Genomic DNA, 19,506 nt, shown 5'->3' on the forward strand with positions numbered 1-19,506 from the left:
AGGGCCGTCACTTGTTGATGCCGCCGATGTGGTGGACGCGGAGCATGTTGGTGGTGCCCGGGACGCCGGGGGGTGAGCCGGCCGTGATGATGACCGTGTCGCCCGGGTGGAAGCGCTTGATCTTGGCGAGCTCCTGGTCGACCATGTCGACCATTTCGTCCGTGCTGTTCACGAACGGCACCACGTGCGACTCCACGCCCCAGCTGAGGGTGAGCTGGTTGCGGGTGTTCTCGTCGGTGGTGAAGGCGATGATCGGCTGCTGGGCGCGGTAGCGCGACAGGCGGCGGGCGGTGTCGCCGGACTGGGTGAAGGCGACCAGGCCGCGGCCGCCGAGGAAGTCGGCGATCTCGCACGCCGCACGGGCCACCGAACCACCCTGCGTGCGCGGCTTCTTGCCGGGCACGAGGGGCTGCAGGCCCTTGCTCAGCAGTTCCTGCTCGGCCGCGACGACGATCTTCGACATCGTCTTGACGGTCTCGACCGGGTACGCGCCGACGGAGGACTCCGCGGAGAGCATCACCGCGTCCGCACCGTCCAGGATCGCGTTGGCCACGTCGGAGGCCTCGGCGCGGGTCGGGCGGGAGTTGGTGATCATCGACTCCATCATCTGGGTCGCCACGATCACCGGCTTGGCGTTGCGCCGGCACAGCTCGATCAGGCGCTTCTGCACCATGGGGACCTTCTCGAGCGGGTACTCGACGGCCAGGTCGCCACGGGCCACCATGACGGCGTCGAACGCCATCACGACGCCCTCCATGTTCTCCACCGCCTGCGGCTTCTCCACCTTGGCGATGACGGGGACCCGGCGGCCCTCCTCGTCCATCACCCGGTGGACGTCGTCGACGTCCTTGGCGTCCCGCACGAAGGACAGCGCGACCATGTCGCAGCCCATGCGCAGCGCGAACCGGAGGTCATCGACGTCCTTCTCGGAGAGCGCGGGGACGTTGACGGCCGCGCCGGGCAGGTTGATGCCCTTGTGGTCGGAGACGACACCGCCCTCGATGACGATCGTCGTCACCCGCGGGCCCTCGACGTCCGTGACCTTCAGCTCGACGTTGCCGTCGTTGATGAGGATCTGGTCGCCGCGCGAGACGTCGCCCGGCAGGCCCTTGTAGGTCGTACCGCAGATGGTCTTGTCGCCCGGGACGTCCTCGGTCGTGATGACGAACTCGTCACCGCGCTCCAGCTCCACCGGTCCCTCGGCGAAGGTCTCCAGACGGATCTTCGGGCCCTGCAGGTCGGCGAGGACGCCGATGGCACGGCCGGTCTCCTTGGCGGCGGCCCGGACGCGGTCGTACCGCCCCTGGTGCTCGGCGTGGGAGCCGTGGCTGAAATTGAACCGGGCCACGTTCATGCCCGCCTCGATCATGGCGACGAGCTTCTCGTGGGTGTCGACCGCGGGGCCGAGAGTACAGACGATTTTCGAACGGCGCATGGGGGCGATCCTATCGGTTTGTTTCGCTACGGAATATTCCGTCTGGTGGAAGATACAAATGGGCGCTAATGTGCTCAGCTGTTATTTCCGGCCGGCGTCGATCCGGCGCCCACCAGCGCGTACGCCTGGGTGGCGATCTCCAGCTCCTCGTCGGTCGGCACCACGGCGACCGCGACCCGCGCGGCCGCCGGCGATATCAGCCGGGGCTCGTCCGCCCGTACGGCGTTCAGCTCCGGGTCGACCGCGAGCCCCAGCCCCTCCAGGCCCGCCATGGCCGCCTCCCGCACCGGGGCCGCGTTCTCGCCGACGCCCGCGGTGAAGGCCACCGCGTCGACCCGGCCGAGCACGGCGCAGTACGCGCCGATGTACTTCTTCAGGCGGTGAATGTAGATGTCGAAGGCGAGGTGTGCCTCTTCCTCGCCCTCGTCGATCCGGCGCCGGATCTCTCGCATGTCGTTGTCACCGCACAGACCGAACAAACCACTCCTCTTGTTGAGAAGAGTGTCGATCTCGTCCATGGACATTCCGCCAACTCGCGCCAAATGGAAAATGACGGCCGGGTCCAGGTCGCCGGAACGGGTTCCCATCACCAGCCCCTCCAAAGGCGTCAGGCCCATCGAGGTGTCCACGCACCGGCCGCCCCGGACGGCCGACGCGGACGCCCCGTTGCCGAGGTGCAGCACGATGACGTTCACGTCTTCCGGTGTCTTGCCCAGCAGCCGCGCGGTGGCCCGCGACACGTACGCGTGCGAGGTGCCGTGGAAGCCGTACCGGCGGATCCGGTACCGGTCGGCGAGCTTCGGGTCGATCGCGTACCGCGCCGCGTACTCCGGCATCGTCGTGTGGAACGCCGTGTCGAAGACGGCGACCTGCGGCAGGTCCGGGCGCAGCGCCCGCGCGGTGCGGATGCCGGTCAGGTTGGCCGGGTTGTGCAGCGGGGCGACCGGGATCAGCCGCTCGATCTCGGCCAGCACCGCGTCGTCGATCACCGTCGGCTCGGTGAAGAACATCCCGCCGTGCACCACCCGGTGCCCGATCGCGGCCAGTTCCGGCGAGTCGAGCCCGAGCCCGTCCCTCGTCAGCTCCTCCGCCACGGCCTTCAGGGCGGCCTCGTGGTCGGCGATCGGCCCGTTCTGCTCACGGGTGTCACCGCTGCCGAGACAGGTGTGCTTCAGCCGCGAGGTCTGCTCGCCGATCCGCTCGACGAGACCGACCGCCAGCCTGCTGCTGTCCCGCATGTCCAGCAGCTGGTACTTCACCGACGAGGAGCCGGAGTTGAGGACGAGGACACGGGTCGGACTGTGGCTCACTGGGCGGTTGCCTTCTCGCTCGGGGACGCGGCCGCGGACCCGGCCGGGGACTCGGCCGCCTGCTGGGCCGGATTCTGGGCCTGGATCGCCGTGATGGCCACGGTGTTGACGATGTCCTGGACGAGGGCGCCCCGGGACAGGTCGTTGACGGGCTTGCGCAGCCCCTGCAGCACCGGCCCGACCGCGATCGCGCCGGCCGACCGCTGCACGGCCTTGTAGGTGTTGTTGCCGGTGTTGAGGTCCGGGAAGATCAGCACGCTGGCCTGCCCGGCGACCTCGGAGCCCGGCAGCTTGGTCGCGGCCACCGACGGCTCCACGGCCGCGTCGTACTGGATCGGCCCCTCGATCAGCAGGTCGGGCCTGCGCGAGCGGGCCAGCCCGGTCGCCTCCCGTACCTTGTCCACGTCCGCCCCCGAACCCGACGTGCCCGTCGAGTACGACAGCATGGCGATCCGCGGCTCCACACCGAACTGGGCGGCCGTACCCGCCGACTGGACGGCGATGTCGGCGAGCTGCTCGGCGTCCGGGTCCGGGTTCACCGCGCAGTCGCCGTAGACCAGCACCTTGTCGGCGAGGCACATGAAGAAGACGGACGAGACGATCGACGACCCCGGCTTGGTCTTGATGATCTCGAACGCCGGGCGGATGGTCGCCGCCGTGGAGTGCACGGACCCGGAGACCATGCCGTCCGCGAGGCCCTGCTGCACCATCAGGGTGCCGAAGTAGTTGACGTCGGAGACCACGTCGTACGCCAGCTCCACCGTCACGCCCTTGTGGGCGCGCAGCAGCGCGTACTGCTCCGCGAAGGCGTCGCGCAGCTCGGAGGTGGCCGGGTCGATCAGCTGGGCGCCGCCGAGGTCGATGCCGAGGTCGGCGGCCTTCTTGCGGATCTGGTCGACGGGGCCGAGCAGCGTGATGTCACACACCCCCCGGCGCAGCAGCACCTCCGCCGCGTGCAGCACCCGCGTCTCGGTCCCCTCCGGCAGCACCACCCGCCGCTTGTCGGAACGCGCCTGCTCCAGGAGCTTGTGCTCGAACATCATCGGGGTGAGGCGGCCGGTGCTCGGCGCCGAGACCCGCTTGTTGAGGCCGGCGGTGTCGACGTACCGCTCGAACAGGCCGAGCGCGGTCTCCGCCTTGCGCGGGGTGGCCGCGTTCAGCTTGCCCTCCAGGGAGAACAGCTGGGCGGCGGTCGGGAAGCTGTTGCCGGGCACCGACATCACGGGGGTGCCGGGGGCCAGCCGGGCGGCGAGGGTGAGGATCTCGTCGGCGGGCCGCTCGCCGAGGGTGAGCAGCACGCCGGCTATCGGCGGGGTGCCGGCGCTGTGCGCGGCCAGCGAGCCGACGACCAGGTCCGCGCGGTCACCCGGGGTCACCACCAGGCAGCCCGGGGTCAGGGCGGGCAGGAAGCTCGGCAGCATCGCACCGCCGAAGACGAAGTCCAGCGCGTCCCGGGCCAGCCCCGAGTCGTCACCGAGCAGCACCTTCGCGTCGAGCGCGTGGGCGATCTGGGCGACCGTCGGCGCGGACAGCGCGGGCTCGTCCGGCAGCACGTACACCGGCACCGGCAGCCGCCCGTCGATCCGCCGGGCTATCTCGTCCCGCTCCTCGCGGACGACCCGGTTGGCGATCATCGCCAGCACGTCGCAGCCGAGACCGTCGTACGCCCGGAACGCGTTGCGGGTCTCCGCCAGCACCGACTCCGCGTTCTGGTCACGCCCGCCGACCACCGGGATCACCGAGGCGCCGAACTCGTTGGCGAGCCGGGCGTTGAGGGACAGCTCGTCCGGGAACTGGGTGTCGGCGTAGTCGGTGCCGAGGACGAGGACGACGTCGTAGTCACGGGCGGCCAGGTGGAAGCGGTCGACGAGGGTGGAGACCAGTTCGTCGGCGCCCCGCTCGGCCTGGAGGGCGGAGGCCTCGTGGTAGTCCATGCCGTAGACGGTCGCCGGGTCCTGGGAGAGGCGGTACCGCGCACGCAGCAGCTCGAACAGGCGGTCGGGACCGTCGTGGACGAGGGGGCGGAAGACACCGACCCGGTCGACCTGCCGGGTCAGCAGCTCCATCATGCCCAGCTCGACGACCTGGCGGCCGTCGCCGCGGTCGATCCCGGTCACGTACACGCTGCGCGTCACGTGTGCACTCCATCCCTCTGGCCGTCTCTGCGGCAACCGTCTTTGTGGCCGCACGAAAATCGCCCACCGGGGTGAGCGGAACCCTCTTGACAGTACCCCCGGCGCCGGATAAGGCGCCCGTCAGGATCTCACCGCCCCGCGCGGCATGAAACAATCGGATCGGCTCACCGGTAACGACAGCGAGCAGGAGACACACCACCATGCGCATCGGAGTTCTCACCGCAGGCGGCGACTGCCCCGGCCTGAACGCCGTCATCCGATCGGTGGTGCACCGGGCTGTCACCCAGTACGACGACGAGGTCATCGGTTTCGAGGACGGCTTCCGGGGTCTGCTCGACGGCCACTACCGCACCCTCGACCTGGACGCGGTCGGCGGCATCCTGGCCCTCGGCGGCACCATCCTCGGTTCCTCGCGGCTGCAGCGGGACCGGCTGCGCGAGGCGTGCGACCGGGCCACCGACATGGTCGAGGAGTTCGGCATCGACGCGCTGATCCCGATCGGCGGCGAGGGCACGCTGACCGCGGCGCGCATGCTGTCCGACGCGGGCCTGCCGGTCGTCGGCGTCCCGAAGACCATCGACAACGACATCTCCTCTACCGACCGCACCTTCGGCTTCGACACGGCGGTGGGCGTCGCCACGGAGGCGATGGACCGGCTGAAGACCACCGCCGAGTCCCACCAGCGGGTGATGGTGGTCGAGGTGATGGGCCGGCACGCCGGCTGGATCGCCCTGGAGTCCGGGATGGCGGCCGGCGCCCACGGCATCTGCCTCCCGGAGCGGCCCTTCGACCCCGCCGACCTGGTCAAGATGGTCGAGGAGCGCTTCGCCCGCGGCAAGAAGTTCGCCGTGGTGTGCGTGGCGGAGGGCGCCCATCCCGCCGACGGCACGATGGACTACGGCAAGGGCGAGATCGACCAGTACGGCCACGAGCGCTTCCAGGGCATCGGCACGGCCCTGGCGTACGAGCTGGAGCGGCGGCTCGGCAAGGAGGCCAAGCCGGTCATCCTCGGCCACGTCCAGCGGGGCGGCACGCCGACGGCCTACGACCGCGTCCTCGCGACGCGGTTCGGGTGGCATGCGGTGGAGGCGGCGCACCGGGGTGACTTCGGGAAGATGACGGCGCTGCGGGGGACGGACATCGAGATGGTGCCGCTGGCGGAGGCGGTGACCGAGTTGAAGACGGTGCCGAAGGATCGGATGGACGAGGCCGAGTCCGTTTTCTAGGGCTGGGGTTTCGTTTCGGGCTGCGGGTGTGTGGGGGTTGCTCGCGCAGTTCCTCCCCCGGCCTTCGGCCGGGGGTCCCCCAGCGCCCCTTACGGAGCACTTTCCATCCGCTCCCAGAAATGAGTGACGATCCCCGCCAGGAAGTCCCTGCCCTTGTCCTCGGCTGCATCGGTTGTCGGGATGTTGCCCCAGGCCAGGGTTGCCGTCATGCGGCCCTGGTAGTCCTCGTGCAGTTCGCGCAGGGTGTCCTCGATCAGGCGTTTCTCGAGGGGGAGCAGCTTGCTCACCTGGCGGACGTAGGCCTGCCAGCGCGTGGTGACCGCGTTGCGCAGCAGCTCCGCCAGTCTCTCCTCCTTGCCGGTGACGGTGACGAAGTCCGGCAGGGACAGGCGGAGCGTGTCGGCCAGGACGGCGGACTGCCGTTCCGTGCCCTGCCAGTCCTCGTCCTCCTCCATCGCGAGGTAGCCGAGGAGGTCGACGCCGACGGCCAGCGCCACGTCCTCAGGGGCCAGCCCGCGGGCGATCCGGTGTTCGCGCAGGGTGCGCGGACGGCCGATCAGTTCGCCCGGCGTGCACCACAACACGCCCGCCAGCGCGGTGAGTTCCGGACTGCTGGGGATCACCGCCCCGCGCTCCCAGGCGCGGACGAGATCGGGCGTGGCGTACGGCAGTCCGTACGAGGCCCGCAGATCGTGGGCCACGTGTTCGGGCCCCATGCCGAGAGCGGCACGGAGTCTGCGGGCGGCGGGGGCGTTGAAGGGAGGGCCTGGCTGGTTCGGCAGAGCTGGGGGTCGGCGCACAGCCGACAAGGTAGGGGTGCACGGGGGCACTGACTACGGTCCGTTCGGCCAGGAACACGGATTGTGGGAACGTACGGATTCACGGGCGGTGCTCACCTGTTCATCCCTTGACGGCCCCGCCCAGTGCGAACCCGCCTCCCAGCCGGCGCGCGACCAGCACGTACAGCAGGATCACCGGCGTCGAGTAGATGACGGAGAAGGCGGCGAGCTGGCCGTAGGCCACCATGCCGCGGTTGCCGAAGAAGTCGTTGATGCTGACCGAGGCGGGCATCTGGTCCGGCGAGAGCAGCAGCATGAAGGGGACGAAGAAGTTGCCCCACATCATCACGAAGGCGAAGACGGTGACGACGGCGAGACCGGGTCCCATCAGCGGTAGCACGATCCGCACCAGCGACTGGGCGGAGTTGGCCCCGTCCGTCCAGGCGGCCTCCTCCAGTTCCTTCGGGACGCCGTCCATGAAGTTCTTCATGAGCCAGATGGCGAAAGGGAGCTGGGAGGCGGCGAAGAACAGGATCGTGCCCTGCATGGTGTCGATGAGGTTGATCCGTACGAACAGCGCGTACACCGGCACCATGATCGCGGTGATCGGCAGGCTCGTCGCGAACAGGACGGACAGCAGGAACGGCCGGTTGAACCGGGAGCGGTAGCGGGACAGCGGGTAGGCGGCGAGGGCGGCGCAGACGACGGTGAGCGCGGTGGCGCCGCCGCACAGGATCAGGCTGTTGAGCAGCGGCGTGTAGGTGATGTCCGGGGTGAGGACGGCGTCGAAGTTCCCGAAGGTGAACCCGTCCGGGATCCTGACTCGCAGGCCGGCGTGCGGATCGACGGCGGAGAGGGCCACCCAGGCGAGCGGCAGCACGAAGGCGGCGGCCACGATCAGCAGCCCGAGGTCGGCGGCGAGCCGGTGCGAACGGCGTTGACGGCGGGGCATGGTCCGTTCACACCTCCGTGCGCAGCAGCCGCATGTAGACGACGGAGAAGAGCGAACCGACCAGGAGAAGGAGCAGGGCGACCGCGGTCCCGTACCCGATCATGCTGTTCTGGAAGGCCTGTTCGTACATGAACAGGGGCAGTGTCTGGCTCCGGTCGCCGGGGCCGCCCCGGGTCATCACCCAGATCAGCCCGAAGACGGAGAGCGTCTGGAGGGTGTTGAGCATCAGGTTCGTCCCGATGGACCGCCGGATCATGGGCAGCGTGATGTGCCACATCCGCCGCCAGCCGCCGGCGCCGTCCACCTCCGCCGACTCCTCGATCTCGCTGGGTATCTCGTCGAGCGCGGCGGAGTAGACCAGCATCGAGAAGGCCGTGCCCCGCCACACGTTGGCGAACGACACCGCGAGGATCGGCAGCGTGAACAGCCAGTTCTGCGAGGGCAGATGGAGGACGTCGAGGATGGCGTCGAGCGTGCCTTCCCTGCGGAAGAAGGCGTAGAGAAGGAACCCGGCGACGACCTCCGGCAGCACCCACGCCGTGACCACGATCCCCCCGGTGATCGTCCGCACCGGCTTCGACGCCCGCCGCATCAGCGCGGCGAGCGCGAGGCCCAGTGTGTTCTGCCCGACGAGCGAGGACAGCACGGTGAAGACGAGGGTCAGCCAGACGGCGTTCAGGAAGGCGTCGTCGCGGGACGCCCTGCGGAAGTTGGCGAAACCGACGAAGGAGGAGTGTGCCTGGCCGGTGAGCTGGAGGTCGGTGAAGGCGATCCAGGCGCAGTAGACGATCGGCCCGCCCAGGAAGAGGAGGATCAGGACCAGGGCGGGGGTGAGCGGGAGGGCGCGCGCGATGCGACGGGTGATCACCGGGTGACCACTTGGCCGTCGGTGACGTCCTTGAGTGTCGCATCATAGGTACTCGCCGCCTTGTCGACCGACGCGTCACCGGTGGTCACGCTCTCCATGGCCTCCTGGATGGCGGTGGAGACCTTCGGGTAGGCCGTGTAGGCGGGCCGGTAGTGCGTACTGGCGACGAGATCGGTGAAGAACTTGATGCCGGGCTGGGCGGACGCGTACGAGGGGTCGCCCGCGACGTCCTTCCGCACCGCGATCCCCGAGTTGGCGATGTACCACTTCTGGGCGTTCGCCTTGGTCTGCATGGTCTTGATGAAGTCGAAGGCGAGGTCGGGGTTGCCGGCCTTGGCGGGGACGGCCCAGGTCCAGCCGCCGGACATGCTCACCTTGCCGGGGGCCTGACCGTGCTGGGTCGGCATGTAGGCGAGGCCGAGCCGCCTGGACCAGTCGGGCCACTCGTGACCGCTGCCCTGGAGCCAGTTCTGCGGCAGCCAGGACCCGTCGAGGTTGATGCCCAGCTTGCCCTGGGGCATGAGCTCACCCCAGACGGTGTTCCGGTAGTTGGGGTCGAGCGCGTCGGAGACGTCCGGCCCGAGCTTGTCCTTGTACACGGTCTCGACGAACGACAGCGCGTCCTTGAACCCCTGGCTCCCGGCGATCCACCTCTTGCTCGCCTTGTCGTAGAGCGGGTCACTGGTCCCGTCGTCGGTGCCGTACAGCAGCATCTCGAAGCCCTGCATGCTGGCGGTCTCGCCGGCGGCCTTGCCGGTGTAGACGTTGAGGGGCGTGACGCCGGGGACCTTCTTCTTTATCGTCCGGGCGGCGGCGAGCACGTCGTCCCAGTTCCTGGGCTGCCAGTCGGTGGGCAGCCCGGCCTTCTCGAACACCCGCTTGTCGAACCAGAGGCCACGGGTGTCGGTGCCGTCCGGCACGCCGTACGTCTTCCCGTCCTCCCCTTTCGCCGCCGACTTCGCGGTGTCGATGAACTGCCCCCAGTCCGGCCACTTCGCGAGATAGGAGTCGAGGGGCTTCAGGTACCCGCTGGTGATGTCGGAGTTGATGAGGAAGGTGTCCTCGTAGACGAGGTCGGGAGCGGTGCGTGGGGACCTCAGCATCTGCTGGAGCTTGGTGTAGTAGTCCGCGTCCGAGGCCTTGATGGGAACGAGCTCGACCTTCTTCCCCGGGTACTCCTTCTCGAACTGCTTCTTGGTGTCCGCGAGATACGTGTCCGTCACCTTGACGGAGTTGTCCATCGACTGCTTGAACGAGACCTTCACGGTGTCCGGACTGCTGCCGGATCCGCCGCTGCACGCGGTGAGCGAGGCGGCGGCGGTGACGAGGGCGAGAGCAACGATGCTGACGGCGGTGGGGCGCACGGGCACGACCTCCTCGGCGGCCACTGCACTGTGGCCTGGGGGTTCGTCTCTTGCCGTGTGAAGGTAAGTGGAGTGGTCTAGTCAGGTCAATGAGCGTGCGGGGGTTTGCTGGGCCACGGGGGAGGGCGCCGATGATGTCACGCGCGGTTCTCCCACTCCTCGCGGAGCATCCCGAAGAGCACACGGTCGTAGCGCTTCCCCTGTACGAGCACGGCCGACCGGCGGCGGCCTTCCTCGCGAAAGCCCAGCCTGGTGAAGGCGCGCACGGCGCGCTCGTTGCCGCTCCAGGTGTCCAGCTCCAGCCGGTTCAGGCGGAACGCGCCGAACAGGTGGCCCATGAGCAGCCGCACGGCGTCACTGCCGTAGCCGTGACCCCAGAACTCCCGCTCGCCGATGGTGACCCCGAGGGTGGCCACTCCGGCGTAGGGGTCGAGATCGCGGTAGTCGACCATGCCTATCACCGTCCCCTCCGCCAGGTCCTCGACCGTGAACACGGCCGACTCCCTGGGGACCAGTCGCAGCATGGTGTCGAAGCCGATCCGGACCGCTTCGGCCGTGACCGGGCCGAACAAGGGATCTCCGGCTGCGGCCCAGCGCACCACCTCCGGGTCGTTGCGCCACCGGACATGGTGTTCGGCGTCTTCGGAGCGCAGCGCGCGCAGTCTCACCAGGTCTCCTACGAACATCGCGCAACCCTAGTCGATCGAAGGGCTACCGCCCCCGCCCCCACCGATAGACCAGCTCCGGCCTCCCCACCTGCCCGTACAACGGGCTCCGCCCGGCCCGTCCCGCCTCCACCAGGTGCTCCAGATAGCGCCGGGCCGTGATCCGGGAGATCCCCACGCTTTCCGCGAGCGCCGTCGCGGTCAGTCCCTCCTCCGACTCCCGCAGCGCGACCGTCACCCGCTCCAGCGTCGGCGCACTCAGCCCCTTCGGAAGGGCCGCGGGCGAGGGTGCCCGGAGCGCCGCCAGGGCCCGGTCCACCTCGTCCTGGCCGCTGGCCTCGCCCACGGCCGCCCGGAACTCCGCGTACCGGGTCAGCCGGTCGCGGAGGGTCGCGAAGGTGAACGGCTTCAGGACGTACTGGACGACACCCAGCGAGACCCCCTCCCGGACCACCGCCAGATCCCGGGCCGAGGTCACCGCTATGACGTCCGCCTGATGCCCCGCCGCCCGCAGCGAGCGCGCGAACTGCAGGCCGTGCACGTCCGGCAGGTGCAGGTCCAGCAGGAGCAGGTCCACCGGCGTACGGTCCAGGATCCGCCGCGCCTCCGCCCCCGTGTGCGCCTTGCCCACCGCCACGAACCCCGGCACCCGGCCGACGTACATGACATGCGCGTCCGCGGCCACCGGGTCGTCCTCGACGACCAGGACTCTGATCGGCTCCCCGGTCATCCGGCCCCGCCTCCCGTCGACGACGCCCGCAACGGCAGCCGTACCTCGAACACCGCTCCGCCCTCCGGGGCCTCCGTCACCGTCAGGGTGCCGTCCAGCCGTACGACCGCCTGGCGGACGAGGGCCAGCCCGAGGCCCCGCCCGCCCGGTCCCGCCGGCTTCGTCGAGAAGCCGCGCTGGAAGACCAGCTCGGCGTGGGCGGGGTCGACCCCCGCGCCCGTGTCCGTCACCCGCATCACCAACTCGGCGCTCTCCGCGTACGCGGTCACCGTCACGCGGGCCCGTACCGTCCCCTGGGCCGCGTCCACCGCGTTGTCGATCAGGTTGCCGAGGATGGTGACCAGATCGCGCGCCGACAGGCTCTCCGGTAGCAAACCGTCATCCAGCCGGCTCTCGTCCGAGACCACCAGCTCCACGCCCCGCTCGTTCGCCTGGGCGGTCTTGCCCAGCAGCAGGGCGGCGAGGACCGGCTCGCTGACCGCGGCCACCACCTGGTCGGTCAGCGCCTGCGCCAGCTCCAGCTCCGCCGTCGCGAAGTCCACCGCCTCCTCCGCCCGGCCCAGTTCGATGAGCGAGACCACCGTGTGCAGCCGGTTCGCAGCCTCGTGCGCCTGTGAGCGCAGCGCCTGCGTGAAGCCGCGTTCCGAGTCCAACTCGCCCATCAGGGACTGGAGTTCGGTGACGTCCCGGAGGGTGACCACCGTGCCGCGCCGCTCACCGCCCGACACCGGCGAGGTGTTCACCACCAGGACCCGGTCCGCCGTCAGGTGCACCTCGTCCACCCGGGGCTCGGAGGCGAGCAGCGCACCCGTCAACGGTGCCGGCAGCCCCAGCTCCGCCACCGAGCGGCCCACCACCTCTCCCTCCGGGCCCACTCCCAGCAGCTCTCGCCCGCCGTCGTTGATCAGCGCCACCCGGTACTGGCCGTCCAGCATCAGCAACCCCTCGCGCACCGCGTGCAGCGCCGCCTGGTGGTAGTCGTGCATGTGGCTCAGCTCCGCGGCGTTCATGCCGTGGGTGTGGCGGCGCAGGCGCGCGTTGATGACGTACGTGCCCAGCGCGCCCAGCAGCAGCGCGCTCGCCGCCACTCCGAGCAGCGCCGTCACCTGTTCCTGGACCCGCTGGCTGATCGCCTCCACCTTGATGCCGGCGCTCACCAGGCCGATCACCCGGCCGTTCTCCTTCACCGGGGTCACCGTGCGCACGGAGTAGCCGAGGGTGCCTTTGTAGGTCTCGCTGAAGGTGTCGCCCCGCCGGGCCGCCTCGATGTGGCCGAGATAGTGCTTGCCGATCTGGTTGCGGTCGGGGTGGGTCCAGCGGATGCCGTCCGGGGTCATGATCGTGATGAAGTCGACCTCGGTGTGGCCCATCACCTGGAGGGCGTACGGCTGGAGCTCCTTCGAGGGGTCCGCCGTGTGGATCGCCGCGCGGACGGAGGGGGCGTCGGCGACCGACCGGGCCACCGCCGTCGCCTGCCGGGTCGCGGCCTCCTCCGCCTGGTGGCGGTCGCTGACGTACGTGAACAGTGCGTAACCGGCGACCACGACCGCTATCAGCACGGCCTGCATGGCGAAGAGCTGGCCGGCCAGGCTGCGGGGGCGGGGGGCGGACGGAAGACGCATGTCAGCAGTGTGCCTGCCGGCACGGGCGTGAACTCAATGAACGGAAGGGTGACCACCCTCACAGACCGGGAGATAGTCACGGCATCCCCCACATCGCCCGGACGTGAGCCGCACGCCGGTGGTACCGACGAAGACGTCAAGGAGGGCAGCCGTGGCCGCAGCCAGCACCCCCGATACGGCACCTGCCGCACCCGCTGTGAAGCGGGACCGCACCCATTACCTGTACATCGCCGTGATCGCAGCGGTGGCCCTCGGCATCGTCGTGGGGCTCGTCTGGCCCGACGCCGGCGTCGAGCTGAAGCCGCTCGGGACCGGCTTCGTCAACCTGATCAAGATGATGATCTCGCCGATCATCTTCTGCACGATCGTGCTCGGGATCGGGTCCGTACGGAAGGCCGCCAAGGTCGGTGCCGTCGGTGGCATCGCGCTCGGCTACTTCCTGGTGATGTCGCTGGTCGCGCTCACCATCGGCCTCGTCGTCGGCAACATCCTGCACCCCGGTGACGGACTGCACATCACCAACGCCCTCAAGGCCACCGGGCACGCCCAGGTGGACTCCGAGGCGCTCGGCGGTGTCGACTTCGTCCTGTCGATCATCCCGACCACGTTCGTCTCCGCCTTCACCGAGGGCCAGGTGCTGCAGACGCTGCTGATCGCGCTGCTCGCCGGGTTCGCGCTGCAGGCCATGGGGTCGGCCGGGCAGCCGGTGCTGCGCGGTGTCGAGCACATCCAGCGGCTCGTCTTCCGCATCCTCGGCATGATCATGTGGGCCGCGCCGATCGGTGCGTTCGGTGCCATCGCGGCCGTCGTCGGGTCCGCCGGCATCGACGCGCTCAAGAGCCTCGCCGTGCTGATGCTCGGCTTCTACGTCACCTGTGTGCTGTTCGTCTTCGTGGTGCTGGGCACGGTGCTGCGGGTCGTCACCGGGCTCAACATCTTCCTGCTGTTCAAGTACCTCGCCCGCGAGTTCCTGCTGATCCTGTCCACCTCCTCCTCCGAGTCCGCGCTGCCGCGGCTCATCGCGAAGATGGAGCACCTCGGCATCAGCAAGCCGGTCGTCGGCATCACCGTGCCGACCGGGTACTCCTTCAACCTCGACGGCACCATGATCTACATGACCATGGCGTCGCTGTACATCGCGGACGCGCTCGGTACGCCGATGTCGGTCGGCGAGCAGATCCCGCTGCTGCTCTTCCTGCTGCTGGCCTCCAAGGGCGCGGCGGGCGTCAGCGGCGCCGGCCTCGCCACGCTGGCCGGCGGTCTCCAGTCGCACAAGCCCGCGCTGGTGGACGGGGTCGGCCTGATCGTCGGCATCGACCGGTTCATGAGCGAGGCCCGCGCGCTGACCAACTTCGCCGGCAACGCGGTCGCGACCGTGCTGATCGGCACGTGGACCAAGGAGATCGACAAGGCGCGGGTGCAGCGGGTGCTGGCGGGTGAGCTGCCGTTCGACGAGAAGACGCTGCTGGATGAGGGGGAGCCGGTGGTTGCGCCTGACCTTCCCGAGCAGCGGGAGGAACTGGCGAAGGCGTAGTGCGCCGTCGTCGGGTGCGGGTGGGTGGGGGCTGGTCGCGCAGTTCCTCCCCCGGCCTTCGGCCGGGGGTACCCCCAGCGCCCCTTACGGGGCGCCACGCAAGCCGCCGGACGTCCGGCTCGGCCTGAACCCGGGCCGGCCGTCCGGTCCACCCCTCGGTGCCGTCTGTCGGCCGTATCCACTAACGTGCCGTTCCTGTTCAACGGGAACGGCACGTCGGTATGGGGAGGCACGGGGGATGGCGATCGACTGGGACCGTCGGCACTGCGCACGCAAGGGGCATGTGACCTATGCCCCGGACGATCCGCGGCTGCGGGTGCGGCTGCACGCGCAGACCGCGGTCGGGGACACCTGGCGGTGTCTGCGGTGCGGCGACTTCGTGCTCGGCGAGCCGCACGGTTCGGGACCGGCGGCGGAAGCCCCGCTGGTGCCGCGCGGGAAGGTGCTGCGGGACCTGTTCATCCTGCGCTTCCTGGCCATCGAGCGGGCCGTGCGCGGGGTGTTCATCGTGCTGGTCGCAGTCGCGGTGTGGAAGTTCAGCAACAGCCAGGACGCGGTGCGCAGGCTCTTCAACGAGTACCTGGACACCTTCCGGCCGGTCTTCAGGCACTTCCACTACGACCTCGACCATTCGCCGGTCGTCGGGTCCATCCAGAAGGCCTTCGGCTACAAGCACTCCACGCTGCTGCTGGTGGCCGGACTGCTGCTGGCGTACGCGCTGATCGAACTCGTCGAGGCGGTCGGGCTCTGGTACGCCAAGCGGTGGGCGGAGTACCTGACGGTGGTCGCCACCGCCGCCTTCCTGCCGCTGGAGATCTGGGAACTCACCGAGAAGGTCAGCTATCTGAAGATCGCGACCCTGGTGCTGAACATCCTCGCCGTGCTCTACATCGCCCTCGCCAAGCGGCTGTTCGGGCTGCGGGGCGGGCGCAGGGCCTTCGACGAGGAACGGCGGAGCGCCTCGCTGCTGGAGGTCGAGGAGTCCGCGGGGGTCGAGCCGAGCTTGCCTTGACGTCGGCGTCAGGTCCTACGGTCGTAGGCATGCGAATCGGCGAGCTGGCCGCACGGGCCGGGACCACCACGCGGGCCCTGCGGTACTACGAGGCGCGCGGGCTGCTGCCCGCGCGGCGGGCCGGGAACGGGCACCGGACCTACGACGAGAGCGATCTGCGGCTGCTCAAGCAGATCCGGACGCTGCAGGACTTCGGGTTCGAGCTGGAGGAGACCCGGCCGTTCGTGGAGTGCCTGCGGGCCGGGCACCCGGAGGGCGACACCTGCCCGGCGTCGCTCGCGGTCTACCGGCGCAAGCTGGCGGAGCTGGACTCGCTGATCGGCGAGTTGCAGGCCGTGCGGGCGAAGGTCGGGGCCCAGCTGGAGCGGGCCGAGCAGGCCCGGGACGTGCTGGCCGTCGAGGCGCTGGTTCCGGGGGGTCCGGAGCCGACCTGTGAACTGGGAGGGACCGGGCGATGATCAAGGCGGCTGGTGTGGCCGAGGTGACGGACGCGGACTTCGCGGCGGAGGTGATCGGGGCGGAGCTGCCGGTGCTGGTGGAGTTCACCGCCGACTGGTGCCCGCCGTGCCGGCAGATGGGCCCGGTGCTCACCGCCCTCGCGGCGGAGGAGGGCGAGCGGCTGAAGGTGGTGCAGCTGGACGTGGACACCAATCCGGAGACGACGAACGCGTACAAGGTGCTGTCGATGCCGACGTTCATGGTGTTCCGGGGCGGTGAGCCGGTGCGGTCGATGGTGGGCGCCCGGCCCAAGCGGCGGCTGCTGGAGGAGTTGTCCGAGGCGCTGCCCGACGTACTGCGCTGAACTGCCGGTAATACGAAGAATCCCCCGGACAATTGCGTCCGGGGGATTTCTTTGCGTATATTGAAGAGTTCGTGACCTGAGGTCGAGGTGAAGTCGATGAAGTCACGGAGAAGTTCAGTGGGCACAGTATATCCGGGCGGGAGCGGAATTGTCAAACACCGAATTTCCAGACGATGAATTGCGCCACGAGCAGGAATTCATCGATGGACTGTACGCACGGGTGGACGCCCTGCGCGGCGACACCGAGGACTCGGTCGCGGACGCCCTCGCCCTCGGCGACAAGCCGATGCAGGCCCGCCTGGAGCGGGACATCCTGGTCGCCGAGCGCTCCGGCCTGCTCGCCGCGCTGAACGCCGTGGACGGCTCGCTGTGCTTCGGCCGCATCGACCTGACGTCCGGTACGAAGCACCACATCGGGCGGATCGGGCTGCGCCTGGACGACGCCGAGCGCACCCCGGTCCTCGTCGACTGGCGCGCCGAGGTCGCCCGCCCCTTCTACCTGGCCACCGGCCACACCCCGATGGGCCTGCGCCGCCGCCGGCACATCGCCACCGACGGCCGCCGGGTCGCCGCCCTGCACGACGAGATCCTCGACCTCGGCGACCGGGAGCGCACCGGCCACGAGGACCCGTCCGGCGACGCGGTGCTGCTCGCCGCGCTCAACTCGGCCCGTACCGGGCGGATGACCGACATCGTGCAGACCATCCAGGCCGAGCAGGACGAGATCATCCGGGCGCCGTACCGCGGGGTCCTGGTGGTCGAGGGCGGTCCGGGGACGGGAAAGACGGCGGTCGCGCTGCACCGCGCCGCCTTCCTCCTCTACGAGTACCGGGAACTGCTCGCCAAGCGGGCCGTCCTGATCGTCGGCCCCAACCCCGCCTTCCTCGGCTACATCGGCGAGGTGCTGCCCTCGCTGGGCGAGACGGGGGTGCTGCTGGCGACGGTCGGCGAGCTGTTCCCCGGCGTGAAGGCGACGGCGTCCGACACCCCCGGGGCCGCCGCCGTGAAGGGCCGCGCGGACATGGCCGAGGTGCTCGCCGCCGTCGTACGCGACCGGCAGGCGCTGCCCGACCCCGTCCTCACCGTCGAGCACGACCGCGAGGTGCTGATGCTCGACGACGGCCTGGTGAACATGGCCCGCGAACGCACCCGCGCCGCCCGGCTCCCGCACAACGTGGCCCGCGAGCACTTCGAGGGCCACATCCTCAACACCCTCACCGACCTCTACGCCGAACGCGTGGGCACCGACCCCTTCGACGGCAGCAGCCTGCTCGACCCCTCCGACATCACCCAGATCCGCGACGAACTCGCCGAGAACCCCGAGGTCTGGTCCGCCATCGACCAGCTGTGGCCGCGGCTGACCCCGCAGCGCCTGGTCGCCGACTTCCTCGCCGGGCCCGAGGGATACCTGAGCGACGAGGACGCGGACGCGATCCGCCGCCCGGTGACCCGGGCCTGGACGGTCTCGGACGTGCCCCTCCTCGACGAGGCGGCGGAGCTCCTCGGCGTGGACGAGCGGGTCGCGCGGGCCCGCGCCGAGCGTGAGCGCGAGACCCAGATCGCCTACGCCCAGGGCGTCCTCGACGTCTCCTACGCCTCCCGCACCTACGAGTTCGACGACAAGGAGGACAGCGACCCCGAAGCCTCCGAGGTGCTGTCCGCGCACGACATCATCGACGCCGAGCGGTTCGCCGAGCGCCAGGAGGAGGAGGACTTCCGCAGCGCGGCCGAACGGGCCGCGGCCGACCGCACCTGGGCGTTCGGGCACATCATCGTGGACGAGGCGCAAGAGCTGTCGCCGATGGCCTGGCGGCTGCTGATGCGGCGCAGCCCGACCCGCTCGATGACCCTGGTCGGCGACCCGGCGCAGACCGCGGAGGCGGCCGGCGTCGGCTCCTGGGCGGACATCCTCCAGCCCTACGTGGAGGACCGCTGGGAGCACACCCGCCTCGGCGTCAACTACCGCACCCCGTCCGAGATCATGGACCTCGCGGCGGCCGTGGTCCGCGCCGAGCACCCGGACTTCGAACCCCCGAGCTCGGTCCGCTCGACCGGCGTACGGCCGTGGGTCCGCTCGACGGACGACCTTCCCGGCGCCGTCCAGAAGGCGGTCGCCGAACTCACCCCCACCGAGGGCCGGCTGGCGGTGATCGCCCCCCGCGACCTGCACCGCGCCCTCGCCGCCCGCCTGGACGGCGTCACGGCCGGCACCGAACCCGACCTGACGCGCACCGTCGTCCTGCTCGACCCGCGCCAGGCCAAGGGGCTCGAATTCGACTCCGTCCTCGTGGTGGAACCGGACCGCTACGGCACCAGCGACCTGTACGTGGCACTGACCCGGGCCACCCAGCGGCTGGGCGTGCTGCACACCGGCTCCCTGCCGGACGGGCTCAGGCAGGCCGCAGCCACACCGTAGCCAGCGGCGGCAGGGTCAGCCGGATGCTCGCGGGGCGGCCGTGGCTGCCCTGCGGCTCCGGTTTGACCGGGTCGGGGTGGGTGACGTCGCTGCCGCCGTAGCGGGCCAGGTCGGTGTTGAGGGTCTCGTGCCAGGCGGGGACCTCCTCCGGCACGCCCAGGCGGTAGTCGCGGACCACGGGGGAGAGGTTGGAGACGGCGAGGAGCGGCGTGCCCTCGGCGTCCAGGCGGAGGAAGGCGAAGATGTTGTCCTCCGCCGCGTCCCCCACGATCCACTGGAAACCGGCGGGTGCCGTGTCCCGCTGCCACAGGGCCGGGGTCGCCCGGTACACCGAGTTGAGGTCGCGGACCAGATCCCGGACGCCCCGGTGGTCGGCCGCCGCGCCGTACTCCGGGTCGAGCAGCCACCAGTCCGGGCCGTGCGCCTCCGACCACTCCGAGCCCTGCGCGAACTCCTGCCCCATGAAGAGGAGCTGCTTGCCCGGGTGGGCCCACATGAAGGCCAGGTAGGCGCGGTCGTTGGCGCGCTGCTGCCACCAGTCGCCGGGCATCTTCGAGACGAGCGAGCGCTTGCCGTGCACGACCTCGTCGTGGGAGATGGGCAGGACGTAGTTCTCGCTGTACGCGTACACCATCGAGAAGGTCATCTCGTGGTGG

Annotated in this window: 17 protein-coding genes; 6 read left to right on the forward strand and 11 right to left on the reverse strand. The window is 70.1% G+C overall.

Translation table 11 applies throughout. The features are described 5' to 3' along the window. Positions 1-7: 7 nt before the first annotated feature. The 3 genes from pyk to pta form a co-directional block, all read right to left on the reverse strand. Complete coding sequence (gene pyk / locus JF597_RS26835) at positions 8-1,435, reverse strand: pyruvate kinase (RefSeq protein ID WP_293999821.1); 1,428 nt, start codon at positions 1,433-1,435, stop codon at positions 8-10. A gap of 74 nt (positions 1,436-1,509) precedes the next feature. Then, entirely contained in the window at positions 1,510-2,745 is a 1,236-nt protein-coding gene (locus JF597_RS26840) for an acetate kinase (protein ID WP_293999824.1), read from the reverse strand. Continuing rightward, a complete protein-coding gene (gene pta, locus JF597_RS26845) occupies positions 2,742-4,880 on the reverse strand; it encodes a phosphate acetyltransferase (RefSeq protein ID WP_293999827.1) in 2,139 nt (712 codons plus the stop codon). The genes JF597_RS26840 and pta overlap by 4 nt, the downstream gene beginning before the upstream one ends. 200 nt (positions 4,881-5,080) lie before the next feature. Here pta and JF597_RS26850 point away from each other — a divergent pair, with 200 nt between their 5' ends. Next, on the forward strand, positions 5,081-6,106 hold the full coding sequence (locus JF597_RS26850) for an ATP-dependent 6-phosphofructokinase (RefSeq protein ID WP_293999829.1): 1,026 nt from the start codon (positions 5,081-5,083) through the stop codon (positions 6,104-6,106). An 89-nt stretch (positions 6,107-6,195) separates the two neighbouring features. Here the strand turns inward: JF597_RS26850 and JF597_RS26855 are convergent, their stop codons facing one another. The 7 genes from JF597_RS26855 to JF597_RS26885 form a co-directional block, all read right to left on the reverse strand. Then, a complete protein-coding gene (locus JF597_RS26855) occupies positions 6,196-6,915 on the reverse strand; it encodes an XRE family transcriptional regulator (RefSeq protein WP_293999831.1) in 720 nt (239 codons plus the stop codon). 91 nt (positions 6,916-7,006) lie between these two features. After that, positions 7,007-7,837: a carbohydrate ABC transporter permease gene (locus JF597_RS26860; RefSeq protein ID WP_293999833.1), complete on the reverse strand. Its 831-nt coding sequence runs from the start codon at positions 7,835-7,837 to the stop codon at positions 7,007-7,009. Between the two features lie 7 nt (positions 7,838-7,844). Then, complete coding sequence (locus tag JF597_RS26865) at positions 7,845-8,705, reverse strand: carbohydrate ABC transporter permease (RefSeq protein ID WP_293999836.1); 861 nt, start codon at positions 8,703-8,705, stop codon at positions 7,845-7,847. Beyond that, on the reverse strand, positions 8,702-10,069 hold the full coding sequence (locus tag JF597_RS26870; RefSeq protein WP_293999839.1) for an extracellular solute-binding protein: 1,368 nt from the start codon (positions 10,067-10,069) through the stop codon (positions 8,702-8,704). The genes JF597_RS26865 and JF597_RS26870 overlap by 4 nt, the downstream gene beginning before the upstream one ends. A 137-nt stretch (positions 10,070-10,206) precedes the next feature. Next, positions 10,207-10,755 carry a GNAT family protein gene (locus tag JF597_RS26875; protein ID WP_293999842.1) on the reverse strand — a complete coding sequence of 183 codons (549 nt, stop codon included), beginning with the start codon at positions 10,753-10,755 and terminating at the stop codon, positions 10,207-10,209. A gap of 25 nt (positions 10,756-10,780) precedes the next feature. Next, on the reverse strand, positions 10,781-11,464 hold the full coding sequence (locus tag JF597_RS26880; protein WP_293999844.1) for a response regulator: 684 nt from the start codon (positions 11,462-11,464) through the stop codon (positions 10,781-10,783). Next, the gene (locus JF597_RS26885; RefSeq protein WP_293999847.1) at positions 11,461-13,086 is read right to left on the reverse strand and encodes a sensor histidine kinase; all 1,626 of its coding nucleotides are present in this window, start codon (positions 13,084-13,086) and stop codon (positions 11,461-11,463) included. Before JF597_RS26885 ends, JF597_RS26880 begins: the two co-directional genes overlap by 4 nt. Positions 13,087-13,237: 151 nt before the next feature. Between JF597_RS26885 and JF597_RS26890 the strand changes: the two genes are divergently transcribed. The 5 genes from JF597_RS26890 to JF597_RS26910 all read left to right on the forward strand — a co-directional run bounded on the left by JF597_RS26890 (position 13,238) and on the right by JF597_RS26910 (position 18,850). Further along, positions 13,238-14,620, forward strand: a complete 1,383-nt coding sequence (locus JF597_RS26890) for a cation:dicarboxylase symporter family transporter (protein ID WP_293999850.1) — start codon at positions 13,238-13,240, stop codon at positions 14,618-14,620. A 238-nt stretch (positions 14,621-14,858) separates the two neighbouring features. Beyond that, positions 14,859-15,632: a DUF2127 domain-containing protein gene (locus tag JF597_RS26895; RefSeq protein ID WP_293999853.1), complete on the forward strand. Its 774-nt coding sequence runs from the start codon at positions 14,859-14,861 to the stop codon at positions 15,630-15,632. Positions 15,633-15,661: 29 nt separating this feature from the next. Continuing rightward, complete coding sequence (locus JF597_RS26900; RefSeq protein WP_293999855.1) at positions 15,662-16,090, forward strand: MerR family transcriptional regulator; 429 nt, start codon at positions 15,662-15,664, stop codon at positions 16,088-16,090. After that, positions 16,087-16,434, forward strand: a complete 348-nt coding sequence (locus JF597_RS26905) for a thioredoxin domain-containing protein (protein WP_293999857.1) — start codon at positions 16,087-16,089, stop codon at positions 16,432-16,434. Before JF597_RS26900 ends, JF597_RS26905 begins: the two co-directional genes overlap by 4 nt. Before the next feature lie 178 nt (positions 16,435-16,612). Further along, complete coding sequence (locus tag JF597_RS26910) at positions 16,613-18,850, forward strand: AAA family ATPase (RefSeq protein WP_293999860.1); 2,238 nt, start codon at positions 16,613-16,615, stop codon at positions 18,848-18,850. Here the strand turns inward: JF597_RS26910 and JF597_RS26915 are convergent. Then, on the reverse strand, positions 18,825-19,506 hold a 682-nt coding region (locus JF597_RS26915), incomplete at its 5' end, for an alpha amylase C-terminal domain-containing protein (RefSeq protein ID WP_293999863.1). The genes JF597_RS26910 and JF597_RS26915 overlap by 26 nt on opposite strands.

The sequence above is a fragment of the Streptomyces sp. genome (genome assembly GCF_019510245.1).
GTDB lineage: Bacteria > Actinomycetota > Actinomycetes > Streptomycetales > Streptomycetaceae > Streptomyces.

Excerpts from the sequence above, each read along its gene's own strand:
- JF597_RS26850 (WP_293999829.1), top strand. The coding sequence starts at position 5,081 with ATGCGCATCGGAGTTCTCACCGCAGGCGGCGACTGCCCCGGCCTGAAC.
- JF597_RS26885 (WP_293999847.1), bottom strand. The coding sequence starts at position 13,086 with ATGCGTCTTCCGTCCGCCCCCCGCCCCCGCAGCCTGGCCGGCCAGCTC.
- JF597_RS26875 (WP_293999842.1), bottom strand. The coding sequence starts at position 10,755 with ATGTTCGTAGGAGACCTGGTGAGACTGCGCGCGCTGCGCTCCGAAGAC.
- pyk (WP_293999821.1), bottom strand. The coding sequence starts at position 1,435 with ATGCGCCGTTCGAAAATCGTCTGTACTCTCGGCCCCGCGGTCGACACC.
- JF597_RS26900 (WP_293999855.1), top strand. The coding sequence starts at position 15,662 with ATGCGAATCGGCGAGCTGGCCGCACGGGCCGGGACCACCACGCGGGCC.
- JF597_RS26880 (WP_293999844.1), bottom strand. The coding sequence starts at position 11,464 with ATGACCGGGGAGCCGATCAGAGTCCTGGTCGTCGAGGACGACCCGGTG.
- JF597_RS26895 (WP_293999853.1), top strand. The coding sequence starts at position 14,859 with ATGGCGATCGACTGGGACCGTCGGCACTGCGCACGCAAGGGGCATGTG.
- JF597_RS26860 (WP_293999833.1), bottom strand. The coding sequence starts at position 7,837 with ATGCCCCGCCGTCAACGCCGTTCGCACCGGCTCGCCGCCGACCTCGGG.
- JF597_RS26905 (WP_293999857.1), top strand. The coding sequence starts at position 16,087 with ATGATCAAGGCGGCTGGTGTGGCCGAGGTGACGGACGCGGACTTCGCG.